This window comes from Pelomicrobium sp. P1, assembly GCF_052805615.1.
The window spans coordinates 36,661-51,091 of sequence record NZ_JBRBEM010000018.1; the positions used below are offsets into that span (position 1 = coordinate 36,661).

Sequence of the window (14,431 nt, forward strand, 5' to 3'; positions counted from 1 at the left end):
ATGGGCGTTGCGCTCCTAATTTTGAAGGATCGTGCTCGAGATTACAAATCGCCCCCCCGCCCCGCTTTGCCCGACAGGGCCAGGTATTTGCGGTGCAGCGCCTCGACTTGGGGCCCCAGGGCCTTCTCGGGACCGCTGTTGTCGATCACATCGTCGGCCCGGGCCAGGCGCTCGGCCCGGGAGACCTGGGCCGCCAGAATCGCCTTCACCGCGGCCTCGTCCAGCCCGCTGCGCAGCATGGTGCGGCGGATCTGCTGCTCTTCGGGGCAATCCACCACCAGGATGCGATCCACCCGGCTGGCATAGGCTCCCGTCTCCAGCAACAGGGGCACCACCAGCACCACGTACGGGCCGGTCGCCCGGACGATGGCCTCTTCGGCCCGGGCCCGGATCCGGGGATGGAGGACGGCCTCCAGCCGTTCTTTAGCCAGAGGGTCGGCGAAGACCAGGGAGCGCATCCGGGCCCGGTCGAGGGCGCCTGCGGGGGTGATATAAGCGTCCCCGAAGGCTTCCCGCAAGGCGGGAATCGCCTCCCCTCCCGTCCCCGTGAGGGCGTGGGCGATGGCATCGGTGTCCACGATGGATGCTCCCAGGGCCTCGAAGTGCCGGGCGACCGTGGATTTGCCGCTGCCGATCCCGCCTGTGAGGCCCACCACGAGGGTCATAGCCACTCGAGGTAGGCCTGGGTGAGGCTGCGTCCCCAGAACAGGGCAATGAGTCCCCCGCCGGCCAGGTAGGGGCCGAAGGGAATGGGGAGATTGCGGTCGCGCCCCAGGACGACGATCAGGCAGAGGCCCACCACGGCGCCCACCGCTGACGCGAGGAGAATCACCGCGGGAAGCTGCTGCCAGCCCAGCCAGGCGCCGATGGCGGCGAGGAGCTTGAAGTCCCCGTGGCCCATTCCCTCCTTGCCGGTAACGAGCTTGAACAACCAGAATACCGACCAGAGGGCGAGGTAGCCGGCGACCGCCCCGATTACCGCCGAATTCAGGTCCGTATAGAGGCTGGCGCTGTTGGCGAGCAGCCCGAGCCACAGCAGGGGCAGGGTGATGTCGTCGGGCAGGAGCTGGGTCTCGAGGTCGATGAAAGCGGCCGCAATCAGCGCCCAGCAGAAGACGAGGGCTCCGATCCCGGCCGGGCTCAGCCCGAAGCGCCACGCCACGTAGCCGGAGACGAGGCCGGAGAGGGCCTCCACCACCGGGTAGCGGGCGCTGATGCTGGCGCCGCAGCAGCTTGCCCGCCCCCGCAGGGAGAACCAGCTCACGAGGGGGATGTTGTAAAGCGCGCCGATCGGGCTCCCGCAGGCGGGGCAACGGGAGCGGGGAAAGAAGAGATTGAAGCGCTCCTCCCCGGGGAGCGCCTCGCCCCGAAGCTCGGCGCACTGGCGCCGCCATTCCCGCTCCAGCATGAGGGGCAGGCGGTGGATCACCACGTTCAAAAAGCTGCCCACTAGCAGGCCGAGCACCGTGGCGAGCGACACCAGAAGCACGGGAGAGGCCGTGAGGGCCGAGATCATGGGCTCAGCGGGTCGCCGCCACAGGCACGGCGAGCGGACGCCGTCTCGGCGGGGAAAGACGCTCTTTCAGACCACCGCCCCCAACTTGAAGATGGGGAGGTACATGGAGATCACCAGTCCGCCGATCAGCACCCCCAGCACCACCATGATCATGGGCTCCATGAGGCTGGAGAGGGCCTCGACAGCGTTGTCCACCTCCTCCTCGAAGAAGTCCGCCACTTTGCCGAGCATGGCGTCGAGGGAGCCCGATTCCTCGCCGATCGCCGTCATCTGGATCACCATGCTGGGGAAGACGTTGGTGTTCTGCATGGCCACGGTAAGGCTGGTTCCGGTGGAGACCTCCGCCTGGATCTGCTTGGTCGCTTCCCAGTAGACGTAGTTGCCGGAGGCGCCGCCCACCGAGTCCAGCGCCTCCACCAGCGGCACCCCGGCGGCGAACATGGTGGAAAGGGTGCGGGCCCACCGGGCGATGGTGGCTTTGCGAATCACCTCCCCGAACACCGGCAGCCGCAGGAAAAGGCGGTCCAGCGCCTGCTGCATCTTGAGGGAGCGCTTCCAGGTGAAGAAAAAGAACCATATCGTGAAGCCGATGCCGCCGAAAATGGCCCACCACCAGTCGACGAAGAAATTGGAGATGGCAATGACCACCAGCGTGGGGGTCGGTAGGTCGGCGCCGAAACTGGTGAACAGCTCCTTGAACGCCGGGATCACGAAGATCATGATCACCGCGGTGATGATGAAGGCCACCACGATGATGGAAAGGGGATAGAACAGGGCCGACTTGATCTTGCCTTTGACCGCGAGGATCTTTTCCTTGTAGGTCGCCAGCCGATCCAGCAGGTTGTCCAGGATACCCGCCGCTTCGCCCGCCTCCACCAGATTGCAGAACAGCTGGTCGAAATAGACCGGATGCTTGCGGAAAGCCTGGTGCAGCGCGCTTCCCGTTTCCACCTCGGTGCGGATCTCGTTGAGCAGCTTGGTGACCGCGGGATTGGCGTGGCCTCGGGCCACGATATCGAACGCTTGGAGCAACGGCACGCCCGCCTTCATCATGGTAGCGAGCTGCCGGGTGAACAGGGCGATGTCCTTCTCGGTGATTTTCTTGCCGATGCGGGAGCGCTGCCGGCGGACCTTGATGACGTTGATGCCCTGGCGGCGCAGGGTGGCCGACACCAACGCCTCTCCGGAAGCCCGCATCTCGCCTTTGATCAACTTGCCGCTTTTGTCGCGGCCTTCCCAGGCATAGACGTATTCCTTGACTCGCTTGTCGGCGCTTGCAGCGATGGTGGCCATGACACCCTCTCCCTGTTGAGCCTCAATCCCGACCCCGCGCCAGCGGGCACCCACTGCCCGGGCGGCGGGCCGGAAGGCCGGGTTCGTAACCCCATCGTATCATAATATTGAACTTTCAATAACAGATATAGCTTTTTGATTCGAAAAGAACTCAATTGACGGACCTCACGGCCCTGAGCTCCCGGCGAGGGGTTTCGGTATGTTGCGGCGCACGAACCGGGGGGAAAAGTCTCACCCGTTTGATGGCCCGGTCCTGGACCTGGACGATTTCCATCGGCTGGCCGGCGATCTTCAAGCTCGTCCCGGCCTCTGGAATATCTTGAAAATGCTCAAGAATCAGCCCATTCAAGGTGCGCGGGCCGTCGGTGGGGAAACGATAGCCCAGCTTGCGGTTGAGTTCCCGCAGGGGAGTGCCTCCCTCCACCAGATAGCTGCCGTCCTCCTGGGGAACGTAGCCGGTGGGTTCCAGGGGGGAGTGGGTGGTGAACTCGCCCACGATCTCCTCTAGGATGTCCTCCACGGTCACCAGGCCCAGGAGCTCGCCGTACTCGTCCACCACCAGCCCCAGCCGCTGGTGGTTCTCCTGGAACTGGTGAAGCTGGGTGAGTAGGGGAGTTCCGCTCGGCACGAAATAGGGCGGTTGAATCAGCGGCTTCAGGTCTTCGATGCTCACCCCGGGATCGCTTACGAAGTTGAGCACGCGCCGCGCGTGCAGGATGCCGACCACGTTGTCCAGATCGCCGCTGTAGACTACCAGCCGGGTGTGGTAGGCGGTCGCCAACTGGTTCTTGAGGGTCTCCAGGGGGGCTTCCAAGTCCACGGCCTCGATCTGACTGCGGGGCACCATCACGTCGTCCACCCGGATGTCCTGGAGCTCGAACAGGTTGAGCAGGATGGTGTGATGCTTGGGCGGAATGTAGTGCCCGGCTTCCAGCACCAGGGTGCGCAGCTCCTCCATGGACAGGCGCACCGGCCCCTCCGCGGCGGGGCGGATCCGCAGCAGCTTCAGGAGCGCGCCCACGAACAGGTTCACGAACCACACCACCGGGTACATGAGCCTCAGGACCGGGGTGAGGGCGTAGCTCGCGGTGAAGGCGATGGGCTCCGGATGGGCGGCGGCGATCACCTTGGGCGTGATCTCGCAGAACACCAGCACGACGAAGGTGAGCAGCAGGGTGGCGGCGCTCAGGGCCAGCTCCCCGTCGCCGAAGAGCCGGATGGTGATCACCGTCACCAGGGCGGCGGCCGCCATGTTGACTAGGTTATTGCCGAGCAGGATCACGCCCAGCAGCTTGTCCGTGTTGGCGAGCAACCGTGCGGCGAGCCGGGCGCCCCGATGCCCTTTCTGCGCCAGATGCCTCAACCGGTAACGGTTGAGCGCCATCATGGCGGTTTCCGAGATGGAGAAGAGCGCCGAGAGGACCAGGAGTACCGCAAGGGCACCGAACAGGGCGCCGGTGGGGATGCGATCCAACGCGTGTTACCTAGGGGCTGCCGCCGGTAGAAATCCAGTATCCGGTCGCCGCCTTCGCGTTGTCAAGGCGGGGAGCCTGGCGGAGGTGGCAAGCGTTCAACGCCCGAGGATCACTTCCAGCACGAACTTGCTTCCCACGTAGGCGAGCAGCAGGGCGATGAAACCCGCCAGCGTCCAGCGCACCGCCACCCGCCCGCGCCAGCCGTATAGCCGGCGCCCGCCCAGCAGCGCGCCGTAGATGGCCCAGGAGACGATCCCGAACAGGGTCTTGTGGGTGAATTGCAGGGGCGTGCCGAATACCTCCTCCGAGAACACGATCCCAGAGGCGAGGGTGAGGGTGAGCAGCACAAAGCCCGCGCCGATGATGCGAAACAGCAGTCGCTCCATGGTGAGCAGGGGCGGGAAGTCGGAGAACAGGGCGGAACGGGCCGCCTGGTGCAGCCGCCTTTCCATGAAGGCCATGAGCACCGCGTGCAGCGCGGCGATGGTGAACAGGCTGTAGGCGAGCAGGGCCAATAGCAGATGGAACTTGAAGGCCGGGGCGTCGGTGTTGGGAAGGGGATGGGAGGCCGGGAGGACGGCGGGCAGGAGGGAGGCCACCGCGGCCACCGGCGCGAGCAGGGTGTGCAGGGCGGCCATGCTGTAGAGGCGGCTGCCGGCCCAGTACACCAGGATGGCGAGGAACACGATGGCGGAGACGGCGCCCCCCACGCCCAGATACAAGCCGTCGGCGCCGAACAAGCTCCCCGCCAGGGAAACCCCGTGCACGGTGAGGGGCAGCAGGATCGCATGGGGCCGCCAGGCGGGGACCGGCGGGGGAACAGCGGGCGCCGAGACAGGGGTGGGAACGGCACGGGTGCTCCAGTAATAGGCGGCGACCCCCGCGTAGAGCAGCGCCGATAGGAGATAGGCTAGAATTCCATCCATGGGTTGTCCGACGCCGGCGGCTTGCCGGTCAGCGGACAAGTTTACCCGACTTCCCTCCACTTCCGAGGTTTCCGCACCTTCCATGTTCGAAAACCTGACCGAGCGCCTGTCCCGGGTGGTAAAGACCCTGCGCGGCGAGGCGCGGCTTACCGAAGCCAATATTCAGGAGGCGCTGCGGGAGGTGCGCATCGCCCTGCTGGAAGCCGATGTGGCGCTGCCCGTGGTGAAGGAGTTCGTCGCCCAGGTCAAAGAAAAGGCCCTGGGGCAGGAGGTGCAGGGCAGCCTCACCCCTGGCCAGACCCTGGTGGGAGTGGTGCACCGGGAGCTGGCGCGCTTGATGGGCGCTCACCACGAGTCCCTGAACCTTGCCACCACGCCACCCGCCGTCGTGCTGTTAGCCGGCCTCCAGGGAACCGGCAAGACCACCACCGCAGGGAAGTTGGCGCGCCTGCTTAAAGAGAGCAAAAAGAAGGTGCTGCTCGTCTCCTGCGACGTGTACCGACCCGCCGCCATCGAGCAACTGCGCACCCTGGCGCAGCAGGTGGGTTGCGACTTCTTCGCCCCCGATCCGGGAGAAGCGCCGGAAGCGATCGCTCGCCGGGCCTTGGATCACGCCCGGCGCCATTTCTTCGACGTGGTGCTGGTGGACACGGCTGGACGGCTCACCATCGACCAGGAAATGATGGCGGAGGTGCGCCGCCTGCACGAAGTGTTGAGGCCCGTCGAGACCCTGCTGGTGGTGGACGCGATGCAGGGCCAGGACGCGGTCAACACGGCCCGGGCCTTCGGCGAGGCGCTGCCCTTGACCGGCCTGATTCTCACCAAGCTCGACGGGGACGCCCGGGGCGGGGCGGCCCTGTCGGTGCGGCAGGTGACGGGCAAGCCGATCAAATTCGTCGGCGTGAGCGAAAAGCTCGCCGGGCTGGAGCCCTTTCACCCGGAGCGGATGGCCTCTCGCATCCTGGGCATGGGCGACGTGCTCTCCCTGGTGGAGGAGGTGCAGCGCAGCGTGGATCGGGCGGAGGCGGAAAAGCTTGCCCGCAAGGTCAAATCGGGCAAGGGCTTCGACCTGGAGGATTTCAAGGCCCAGATCCAGCAGATGCGCAAAATGGGGGGGCTCTCCGCCCTGCTAGACAAGCTCCCGGCGCAGTTTTCCCAGGCGGTGCAGGGGGCGCCGGTGGACGACCGAGCGTTCCGGCGCATCGAGGGCATCATCAACGCCATGACGCCCCTCGAGCGGGCCAGGCCCGAGCTCATCAAGGCTTCCCGCAAGCGCCGCATCGCCGCCGGCGCGGGGGTGAGCGTCCAGGAAGTGAACCGGCTGCTGACCCAGTTCGAGCAGACGCAGAAGATGATGAAAATGGTTTCCAAGGGGGGCATGCAGAAGTTTCTCCGGGGGATGCGCGGGGTGTTCCCGGGGGGACGCTAGAAGCGCCGCGCCGCAGGCTTCGCCTTGCGACCAAGCCAAAAAATGCTTTAGAATCCCTGCCTTTTTGTGACAGGCAAGGTCAGAGACCCATGGTAGTGATACGGCTTGCCCGAGGGGGCGCCAAGAAGCGGCCCTTCTACAACATGGTGGTCACCGATTCGCGCAATCCCCGCGACGGGCGCTTCATCGAGCGCATTGGCTTCTACAATCCCATGGCGGCCGAAAGCGAAGAGGCGCTGCGGGTGCGGCTGGATCGGCTGGCCTACTGGCAGGACCGGGGGGCGAAGCTCTCCGATACGGTTGCGCGGCTGGTCAAGCAATTCCGTGGCGCCGGGGCCCGGGTCTGAGCTCGGGGAGTCCTGGGTCGTCCTGGGGCTGATCAGCGCCCCCTACGGCGTGCGGGGCTGGGTGCGGGTCAAGTCCTATACCCAGGACCCGGAGGGACTGGCGCAGTACGCCACCTGGTGGGTGGAAGCCCAGGGCCAATGGCGTCCGGTGCGGATCGAAGAGTACCGGCTCCACGGGCGGGGGAGCATCGCCAAGTTGGAAGGATGCGCTGACCGTACCAGCGCCGAAACCTACGCCGGGTGCCGGGTGGCGGTGCCCCGCAGTGCCCTGCCGGAACCGGGCGACGGGGAGTTTTACTGGATAGACCTGATCGGGCTTCGGGTGGAGAACCTGGAGGGCGTCCAGCTCGGCGAAGTCAGCGCAATCCTGGAGACGGGCGCCCACCCGGTCCTCCAGGTGGCGGCCGAACGGGAGCGGCTGATCCCCCTGGTCGATCCGATCGTGAGGGACGTGGACCTAGAACGGCGGGTGGTACGGGTCGATTGGGGCCCGGATTACTGACGAGGCTCGTGGGCGGCGCAGGGACGCCGTTTCCCGGAGCGAGGAGCGGGCCGTGCGCTTCGACGTGATCACCCTGTTCCCCGATATGTTCGACGCCGTGCTGCGCTTCGGCGTGACGGGGCGGGCGCGGGAGCGGGGCTTCTTCCGGGTCCGGCTCTGGAATCCCCGGGATTTCACCCGGGATGTCCACCGGACGGTGGACGACCGTCCCTACGGGGGCGGGCCGGGGATGGTGATGCTGGCCGAGCCCCTGGATAAGGCGATCGCGGCGGTGGAGGAGGACCAGGCGGCGGCGGGGCTTGCCCGCGGGCCGGTGATTTACCTCTCGCCCCAGGGCCGGCCGCTGGACCACCGTCGGGTGGTGGCGCTGGCGGCGCTTCCGGCGCTGACCTTGCTCGCCGGGCGCTACGAGGGGATCGACGAGCGGCTGCTCAAGCGTCGGGTGGACGAGGAACTCTCCATCGGCGATTACGTGCTCTCGGGCGGGGAGCTGGCGGCCATGGTGGTGATGGATTGCGTAGTGCGCCAGCTTCCGGGCGTGCTGGGGGATGAACAGTCGGCCAGCCAGGATTCTTTTGCCGAAGACCTGCTGGATTGCCCCCACTACACCCGGCCCGAGGTCTATCGGGGCGATGGGGTGCCCGCCGTGCTGCTCTCCGGCCACCATGCCGAGATCCAGCGCTGGCGGCTCAAGCAGGCTCTCGGGCGGACCTGGCTGCGCCGCCCGGATCTACTCCGGCGCCGGGGCTTGAGCGCCGCGGAGCAAAAGCTCCTGGAGGAGTTCCTGGCGGAGCAGGCAATGGACAAAGAAGTTGGGAAGGAGCGCTGAAAGTGGACCTGATCAGACAATTGGAAAACGAGGAAATCGCCCGCTTGGGCAAGCAGATCCCCGATTTCGCCCCGGGCGACACGGTGGTGGTGCAGGTCAAGGTGAAGGAGGGCAACCGGGAGCGCCTGCAGGCCTACGAGGGCGTGGTGATCGCCAAGCGCAACCGGGGCCTCAATTCCTCTTTCATCGTGCGCAAGATTTCCTCTGGGGAGGGGGTGGAGCGGACCTTCCAGACCTATTCCCCCCTGGTCGCCCACATCGAGGTGAAGCGCCGGGGACGGGTGCGGCGCGCCAAGCTCTATTACTTGCGCGGCCGCACGGGCAAGTCGGCCCGCATCCGGGAAAAGCTCGCCTCGACGGGGGATAAGCAGGCCGAGTCCTGATCCCGCCCGATCCCGGCGCGGATTTCTCCGCGATCTTTTCTTGAGCCGGGGGGCGGTACCCCCGGCGTGACCCCTTCCTTTTGCCCGGCTTGCCGGGAACGATGCCCTTGCCTCAGCGGGCGAGGCCCTTTCCCAGATCGTTCAGGTAGTCGTGGTGCTCGGTGTTGACCCTGGACAGGCGCACTTCCACCGGCACGTCGTTGTAGGTGTAAGCCACCCGGTGGATCTCCAGGATAGGGGCGCCGGGGGCGAGGCCCAGGATTGACGCCGCCTCCGGATCGCAGGGCCGGGCCCGCAGCCGCTCCTGGGCCCGGATGACGTTGATCCCGTAGCGGGACTGGTAAAGGGCGTAAATGGTGCTTTCCCGGTGGCGCAGCGTAGGCTCGTCCAGGTCCGGGAACAGGGCCTGGGGAACGGTGATGTGGTCGAGGACCACCGGACGCTCTTGCAGTTTCAACAGGTTGCGAAACCACAACACGGGGGCGCCCCGGGGGATGCCCAGGCGCTCCGCCAGCGCGCCGCCCGCCCGGGCTTTGCCGAAGTCCAGCAGCTCGCTGGTGGGGAAGCGCTTGAGGCCGTCGGGGCCCACCAGGTGGAAAAAGTAATAAAGGGTCCGGTCTTCGTTGTGCACGGCCACGAAGGTGCCCTTGCCCTGGTGGCGCACCAGGATCTTTTCCGCCACCAGCTCGTCGATGGCCTTGCGCACCGTGCCGATGCTCACTTCGAAGCGCTCCGCGAGCCGTGCTTCGCTCGGCAGCGCCTCGCCGCTCGCCCACTCGCCCGCGGTCAAGCTCTGCAAGAGGCGGTTTTTGACGATCTTGTAGAGGGGGGCCTGCCCGAATCCCCTGGATACGACAGCGTTTTCCATAGCCTTTTTGCCTTGAGCGGATCGCAAGTATACCCGGTCAAAAAGGAAACTCATATATATCATCTATGTGATATAGTTGACCTGATGTCGAGGGTGGTCTATAGTGGGAAGCCATTCGCGATTCGAAAATCCCGGAGAGACCGTGCTCCGAAATCTCAATAACCCGCTGCCTTGTTGGAGAAAAGCATGATTCATTTCGTTGTGCACGACGAGCATGACTCCGTCGGCGTCGTGGTAGTGGAGGGGGTCAAAGCAGGCGACGAGCTGACCGGCTGGATCATGGATCAAGACAAGACCCTTAAGTTCAAGGCGGTCAACGACATCCCGATCGGGCATAAGCTGGCGATCAAGCCCATCAAGAAGGGCGATACCGTCATCAAGTACGGCGTGGACATCGGGCGGGCGGTGGCCGACATCGGGGTGGGCGAGCATGCCCACGTGCACAACATCAAGACCAAGCGCTGGTAGCGGGACGCAGGAGGTACAGACATGGCAATCGATCTGAGCAAGGCGACATTTTGGGGTTACCGGCGCGAAAACGGCCGCGTGGGGGTGCGCAATCACGTGATCATCCTGCCGGTGGACGATCTGTCCAACGCCGCGACCCAGGCGGTGGAGCACAACATCAAGGGGACGCTGGCCCTGCCCCATCCCTACGGCAGGCTCCAGTTCGGCGCGGACCTGGAACTGCATTTCCGCACCCTGATCGGGGCGGGCTCCAACCCCAACGTGGCGGCGGTGGTGGTGATCGGGATCGAGGAAGGCTGGACCAAGCGGGTGGTGGACGGCATCGCCAAAACCGGCAAGCCGGTGACTGGCTTCGGCATCGAGGGCTACGGCGACCACGACACGATCAAGCGGGCTTCAAAGGTGGCGAAGGAATACGTGCAGTGGGCCTCGGAGCTCAAGCGCGAGGAGGCGCCGCTCAAGGAGCTGTGGGTGTCCACCAAGTGCGGCGAGTCCGACACCACCTCCGGACTGGGGGCGAATCCCGCCGTGGGCAACGCGTTCGACAAGCTGTACGAGCACGGCGTGACGCTTGTGTTCGGAGAGACCTCGGAGCTCACCGGCGGCGAGCACCTGGTGGCGGCGCGCTGCCGCGACGACCAGGTACGCGAGAAGTTCATGTTCATGTTCAATCGCTATCAGGACATGATCAACCGCCATAAGACCGACGACCTGTCGGAGTCGCAGCCGACCAAGGGCAACATCGCCGGGGGGCTCACCACCATCGAGGAAAAGGCGCTCGGCAACATCCAGAAGATCGGCAAGAAGTGCAAAGTCGACGGCGTGCTGGACAAGGCGGAGACGCCCACCGGGCCGGGGCTGTGGTTCATGGATTCCTCGTCGGCGGCGGCGGAGATGGTGACCTTGTGCGCCGCAGCCGGTTTCGTGGTGCACTTCTTCCCCACGGGGCAGGGCAACGTCATCGGCAACCCGATCCTGCCGGTGATCAAGATCTGCGCCAATCCACGCACGGTGCGCACCATGAGCGAGCACATCGACGTGGACGTTTCGGGCCTGCTGCGGCGGGAGATCAACATGGACCAAGCAGGCGATAGGCTCCTCGAGGCCATGTTCCGCACCGCCAACGGTCGGCTCACCGCGGCGGAAGCCCTGGGGCATCGGGAGTTCGTGCTCACCCGGCTGTACGAGAGCGCCTGAGGTAAGCGGCTGTCCCCGCGCGGGTTTTCACCGCGCGGGGATTGATGCACACTATGCCCTGCCCGCCGTGAGGGCGCATGCTCTTCACGGCGCGGGGCGCAGCACCGCCCGCCAGCGGTGCGCGAATTTGAATAACTCGAAACCTGGAGGAAGTCGAATGAAACGCTTCGTTAAGCTTTTCGCCGTAGGGACTGCCTTGCTTGCGGCGGCCGCCGGTGGAATCGCCTTTGCTGCCTATCCGGAAAAGACCATCAACTACATCATCGCCTTCGGCCCGGGTGGGGAATCGGACATCTCGGCCCGGCTCCAGGAGCCGTTCTTCAAGAAATACACCGGCCAGACGGTGGCGATCCAGTACAAGCCCGGGGCGGGCGGCGCCGCGGCGTGGTCCCAACTCAATAACATGCCGGGGGACGGCTACACCATCATGGGCACCAACTTGCCCCACATCATCCTGCAGCCGCTGGAGAAGGACGTCGGCTACAAGACCGACGACATCACCAACGTCTACTGGTTTCATTACACTCCCGACGCCATCCTGGTACCCGCCGACAGCCCGTACAAGACCCTGAAGGACCTGGTGGAGGCGGCCAAGAAGACGCCCGGCGCCCTCACCTTCTCGGGCTCCGGGACCAACACCGCCAACCATCTCGCCCAGCAGCGCTTCGACAAGATGGCCGGCATCAAGACCACCTACGTCCCGTTCAAGGGCACGGGCGCGTCCAACACGGCGCTCCTCGGCAAGCAGGTGACCGGCTCGTGGGGCTACACCACGGTGCAGATGCAGCTCGGCAAGCAGGTGCGCTGCCTCGCCGTGGCCATGGAGAAGCGGCATCCCCAGATTCCCGATTGCCCCACGTTCAGGGAGCAGGGCTACGACCTGGTGAGCGGCGCCTATCGCGGCATCGCGGTGCCCAAGTCCACCCCCAAGGACATCCAAAGGGCCGTGTCTGATCTCATCGGCAAGATCAACAGGGATCCAGAGTTCATCAAGAAGATGGAAGAAAACGGCTTCGCCATGATCGACATCGGCCTGGACCAGATGCAGACGTTCATGGACCAGAAGAAAAGCGAATACGAGGCCATCGCCCGGGAAATGGGCATCGTCAAAACTAAGTAGTAGAACGCACCCCGGGGGCTGATCCCTGGGCGGCAGTTCGGAGGCGGCAAGGCACTCCATGCCCGGTATCGAGTTTCTGGTCGACGCCCTGACCCCGTTCAACATCCTCCTGGCCATCGCCGGCGTGGTGTTCGGGGCGGTGATCGGGGCGCTGCCGGGATTGACCGCCACCATGGCGGTGGCGGTGCTGGTGCCCTTCACTTTCGGCATGAACCCGGCCTCCGCCCTGATCGCCCTGGGCGCTATCTATACCGGCGCCATCTATGGCGGCGCCTACGCCGCCATCCTGCTGAAGACACCGGGCACGCCCTCGTCGATCGCCACCACCTTCGACGGCTACCCCATGGCCAAGCGAGGCGACGGGGATCTCGCCCTGACGCTCGCGTGCCTCGCCTCGGTGACCGGCGGCCTCGTCGGCGCCGTCGCGCTGCTGATGCTGGCGCCGCCGCTGGCCCAGGTGGCCCTCAAGTTCGGCCCGGTGGAGTACTTCTGGCTGGCGGTGTTCGGTCTTACCCTGATCGCCTCCCTGGGCGAGGGCAGCGTGCTAAAGGGCTTGGTCGGCGGCTGCTTTGGCCTGCTGCTGTCCATGGTGGGCGTGGCCGAGGTGGGGGGCGATATCCGCTACACGGGCGACTTGCAGGTCCTCCTGGGTGGCATCGACGTGGTGGCGGCGCTGATCGGGCTGTACTGCATTCCCGTGTTGATCGACCTGGTCGCCACCCCCGACCCTCACCTCAAGGTCACCGAGCGCCTCGCCAGCTATCGCCTGAAGGAGGCCCTTGGTATTTGCTGGAATTCCAAGGGCAACCTGGCCAGGAGCTCCATCATTGGCACCGTGGTCGGCATCCTGCCGGGCGCGGGGGGGTCCATCGCCTCCCTGGTCTCCTACGGGGAGGCGCGCCGCGCCTCCAAGCATCCGGAGAACTTCGGCAAGGGGGAGCCGGACGGCATTCTAGCCACCGAATCCTCCAACAACGCCACCGTGGGCGGGGGTTTCATCCCGACGCTGGTGCTGGGCATTCCAGGGACACCGCCGGATGCGGTCATTCTCGGGGCGCTCCTGGTGCAGGGCATCCGCACCGGCCCGTCGCTGTTCGGCGAGCAAAGCCAGATCGTTTATACCTTCATCTACGGGCTGATTCTCGCCACACTTCTCATGCTGCCGATCGGCCTGGTGATCGGCCGCTACGCCTTCAAGTCCATCGTCGCGATCCCCAAGGCGGTGCTGGTGCCCTCGGTGGCGTTTCTCACCATCATCGGCAGCTACGCCATCCACAACAATCCCCATGAGGTGCTGCAGATGGTGGGGCTCGGCATCATCGCGTGGGTTCTCTCCCGCTTCGGCTTCACGCCGTCGCCGATCGTTCTTGGATTGATTCTCGGCGCCATCGCGGAGGCAGGCTTCGTCCAGGGGTACCTGATCGGCAACGCCAAGCAGAACGTCCTGGGCGAGTTCTTCGGCCGGCCCATCTCCATCGGCATCATCGCCTTCATCGTGCTTGGGCTGCTCTATCCTGTGCTGATGAAGCGGTTCCGCGGCCCGGCCGTACCCGCCCAGGTGGCGAGCAGCAATGAGTGAGGTTCGAATGGCGCGCGACGTTCCGGGAATCATCGGCTCGCTGATCTTCATCGCCGTAGGGCTTCTTGCGCTGTATTACTCCCGCGAGTTCACGCCCCTTGGATCGGTGTTCCCCCGCACGATCGCCAGCGCGATGGTCCTGTTGTCCGTCGTCTACATCGCCGTCGCGTGGCTGCGGCCCAAGGCCCCGGCCTCTCATCAGCCCGGCTCGGTGTGGCGGCGCGCGGCGCTGGTCGCCGTCATGGTGGCCTGGGCGCTGCTTCTGGACCGGCTCGGCTTCCTCACCACCAGCGTGATCTGCTTCGCCACCCTCCTGGTGATTTCCAACTACGATCGCTGGACACCGGCAATGGCCGTGGCTTACGTGGCCGCCGGAGCGGCGGTTCTCGGCAGTCTTTATTCCATCTTCCGTTTCGTGCTCAAAGTCCCCCTTCCGCCGGGGGTATTGATCTAGGCGTCGATCGGCCGAATCGCAGCCAACGCAGAGGGAAGCCTGCCT

Annotated in this window: 16 protein-coding genes; 10 read left to right on the plus strand and 6 right to left on the minus strand. The window is 65.5% G+C overall.

The window, feature by feature from the left end:
• Nucleotides 1–41: 41 nt before the first annotated feature.
• From coaE to ACUVYZ_RS15645, 5 genes are all read right to left on the minus strand, one after another.
• Nucleotides 42–665, minus strand: a complete 624-nt coding sequence (gene coaE, locus ACUVYZ_RS15625; RefSeq protein WP_439935410.1) for a dephospho-CoA kinase — start codon at nt 663–665, stop codon at nt 42–44.
• A complete protein-coding gene (locus tag ACUVYZ_RS15630; RefSeq protein ID WP_439935373.1) occupies nt 662–1,516 on the minus strand; it encodes a prepilin peptidase in 855 nt (284 codons plus the stop codon). Before ACUVYZ_RS15630 ends, coaE begins: the two co-directional genes overlap by 4 nt.
• A 66-nt stretch (nt 1,517–1,582) precedes the next feature.
• The gene (locus tag ACUVYZ_RS15635; RefSeq protein ID WP_439935374.1) at nt 1,583–2,809 is read right to left on the minus strand and encodes a type II secretion system F family protein; all 1,227 of its coding nucleotides are present in this window, start codon (nt 2,807–2,809) and stop codon (nt 1,583–1,585) included.
• Between the two features lie 151 nt (nt 2,810–2,960).
• Nucleotides 2,961–4,283, minus strand: a complete 1,323-nt coding sequence (locus tag ACUVYZ_RS15640; RefSeq protein ID WP_439935375.1) for an HlyC/CorC family transporter — start codon at nt 4,281–4,283, stop codon at nt 2,961–2,963.
• A gap of 96 nt (nt 4,284–4,379) precedes the next feature.
• Nucleotides 4,380–5,210, minus strand: coding sequence for a cytochrome C assembly family protein (locus ACUVYZ_RS15645; protein WP_439935376.1), 831 nt, complete (start codon nt 5,208–5,210; stop codon nt 4,380–4,382).
• An 82-nt stretch (nt 5,211–5,292) separates the two neighbouring features.
• Between ACUVYZ_RS15645 and ffh the strand changes: the two genes are divergently transcribed.
• The 5 genes from ffh (at nt 5,293) to rplS (ending at nt 8,700) form a co-directional block, all read left to right on the plus strand.
• Nucleotides 5,293–6,639, plus strand: coding sequence for a signal recognition particle protein (gene ffh, locus ACUVYZ_RS15650; RefSeq protein WP_439935377.1), 1,347 nt, complete (start codon nt 5,293–5,295; stop codon nt 6,637–6,639).
• Between the two features lie 89 nt (nt 6,640–6,728).
• Nucleotides 6,729–6,986 carry a 30S ribosomal protein S16 gene (rpsP, locus tag ACUVYZ_RS15655; protein WP_439935378.1) on the plus strand — a complete coding sequence of 86 codons (258 nt, stop codon included), beginning with the start codon at nt 6,729–6,731 and terminating at the stop codon, nt 6,984–6,986.
• The gene (gene rimM, locus ACUVYZ_RS15660) at nt 6,964–7,488 is read left to right on the plus strand and encodes a ribosome maturation factor RimM (RefSeq protein WP_439935379.1); all 525 of its coding nucleotides are present in this window, start codon (nt 6,964–6,966) and stop codon (nt 7,486–7,488) included. Before rpsP ends, rimM begins: the two co-directional genes overlap by 23 nt.
• A gap of 52 nt (nt 7,489–7,540) precedes the next feature.
• Nucleotides 7,541–8,317: a tRNA (guanosine(37)-N1)-methyltransferase TrmD gene (gene trmD, locus ACUVYZ_RS15665; RefSeq protein ID WP_439935380.1), complete on the plus strand. Its 777-nt coding sequence runs from the start codon at nt 7,541–7,543 to the stop codon at nt 8,315–8,317.
• A gap of 2 nt (nt 8,318–8,319) precedes the next feature.
• Nucleotides 8,320–8,700, plus strand: a complete 381-nt coding sequence (gene rplS / locus ACUVYZ_RS15670) for a 50S ribosomal protein L19 (RefSeq protein WP_439935381.1) — start codon at nt 8,320–8,322, stop codon at nt 8,698–8,700.
• A 112-nt stretch (nt 8,701–8,812) separates the two neighbouring features.
• On the opposite strand, the gene ACUVYZ_RS15675 is transcribed toward rplS, so the two are convergent.
• Nucleotides 8,813–9,568, minus strand: coding sequence for a GntR family transcriptional regulator (locus tag ACUVYZ_RS15675; protein ID WP_439935382.1), 756 nt, complete (start codon nt 9,566–9,568; stop codon nt 8,813–8,815).
• Nucleotides 9,569–9,754: 186 nt separating this feature from the next.
• Between ACUVYZ_RS15675 and ACUVYZ_RS15680 the strand changes: the two genes are divergently transcribed.
• From ACUVYZ_RS15680 to ACUVYZ_RS15700, 5 genes are all read left to right on the plus strand, one after another.
• A complete protein-coding gene (locus tag ACUVYZ_RS15680; RefSeq protein WP_439935383.1) occupies nt 9,755–10,036 on the plus strand; it encodes a UxaA family hydrolase in 282 nt (93 codons plus the stop codon).
• 21 nt (nt 10,037–10,057) lie between these two features.
• Nucleotides 10,058–11,233 carry a UxaA family hydrolase gene (locus ACUVYZ_RS15685; protein ID WP_439935384.1) on the plus strand — a complete coding sequence of 392 codons (1,176 nt, stop codon included), beginning with the start codon at nt 10,058–10,060 and terminating at the stop codon, nt 11,231–11,233.
• Between the two features lie 157 nt (nt 11,234–11,390).
• The gene (locus ACUVYZ_RS15690; RefSeq protein ID WP_439935385.1) at nt 11,391–12,353 is read left to right on the plus strand and encodes a tripartite tricarboxylate transporter substrate binding protein; all 963 of its coding nucleotides are present in this window, start codon (nt 11,391–11,393) and stop codon (nt 12,351–12,353) included.
• 58 nt (nt 12,354–12,411) lie between these two features.
• Nucleotides 12,412–13,932 (plus strand): tripartite tricarboxylate transporter permease, encoded by a 1,521-nt coding sequence (locus tag ACUVYZ_RS15695; protein WP_439935386.1) that lies wholly within the window; start codon nt 12,412–12,414, stop codon nt 13,930–13,932.
• A gap of 7 nt (nt 13,933–13,939) precedes the next feature.
• A complete protein-coding gene (locus tag ACUVYZ_RS15700) occupies nt 13,940–14,386 on the plus strand; it encodes a tripartite tricarboxylate transporter TctB family protein (protein ID WP_439935387.1) in 447 nt (148 codons plus the stop codon).
• The last annotated feature ends 45 nt before the right edge of the window (nt 14,387–14,431 follow it).

What these genes read in the sequence shown, in the direction of transcription:
- coaE (WP_439935410.1), bottom strand. Translation starts at nt 665, where the DNA reads ATGACCCTCGTGGTGGGCCTCACAGGCGGGATCGGCAGCGGCAAATCC.
- ACUVYZ_RS15630 (WP_439935373.1), bottom strand. Translation starts at nt 1,516, where the DNA reads ATGATCTCGGCCCTCACGGCCTCTCCCGTGCTTCTGGTGTCGCTCGCC.
- ACUVYZ_RS15635 (WP_439935374.1), bottom strand. Translation starts at nt 2,809, where the DNA reads ATGGCCACCATCGCTGCAAGCGCCGACAAGCGAGTCAAGGAATACGTC.
- ACUVYZ_RS15645 (WP_439935376.1), bottom strand. Translation starts at nt 5,210, where the DNA reads ATGGATGGAATTCTAGCCTATCTCCTATCGGCGCTGCTCTACGCGGGG.
- ffh (WP_439935377.1), top strand. Translation starts at nt 5,293, where the DNA reads ATGTTCGAAAACCTGACCGAGCGCCTGTCCCGGGTGGTAAAGACCCTG.
- rpsP (WP_439935378.1), top strand. Translation starts at nt 6,729, where the DNA reads ATGGTAGTGATACGGCTTGCCCGAGGGGGCGCCAAGAAGCGGCCCTTC.
- ACUVYZ_RS15675 (WP_439935382.1), bottom strand. Translation starts at nt 9,568, where the DNA reads ATGGAAAACGCTGTCGTATCCAGGGGATTCGGGCAGGCCCCCCTCTAC.
- ACUVYZ_RS15680 (WP_439935383.1), top strand. Translation starts at nt 9,755, where the DNA reads ATGATTCATTTCGTTGTGCACGACGAGCATGACTCCGTCGGCGTCGTG.
- ACUVYZ_RS15685 (WP_439935384.1), top strand. Translation starts at nt 10,058, where the DNA reads ATGGCAATCGATCTGAGCAAGGCGACATTTTGGGGTTACCGGCGCGAA.
- ACUVYZ_RS15690 (WP_439935385.1), top strand. Translation starts at nt 11,391, where the DNA reads ATGAAACGCTTCGTTAAGCTTTTCGCCGTAGGGACTGCCTTGCTTGCG.
- ACUVYZ_RS15695 (WP_439935386.1), top strand. Translation starts at nt 12,412, where the DNA reads ATGCCCGGTATCGAGTTTCTGGTCGACGCCCTGACCCCGTTCAACATC.
- ACUVYZ_RS15700 (WP_439935387.1), top strand. Translation starts at nt 13,940, where the DNA reads ATGGCGCGCGACGTTCCGGGAATCATCGGCTCGCTGATCTTCATCGCC.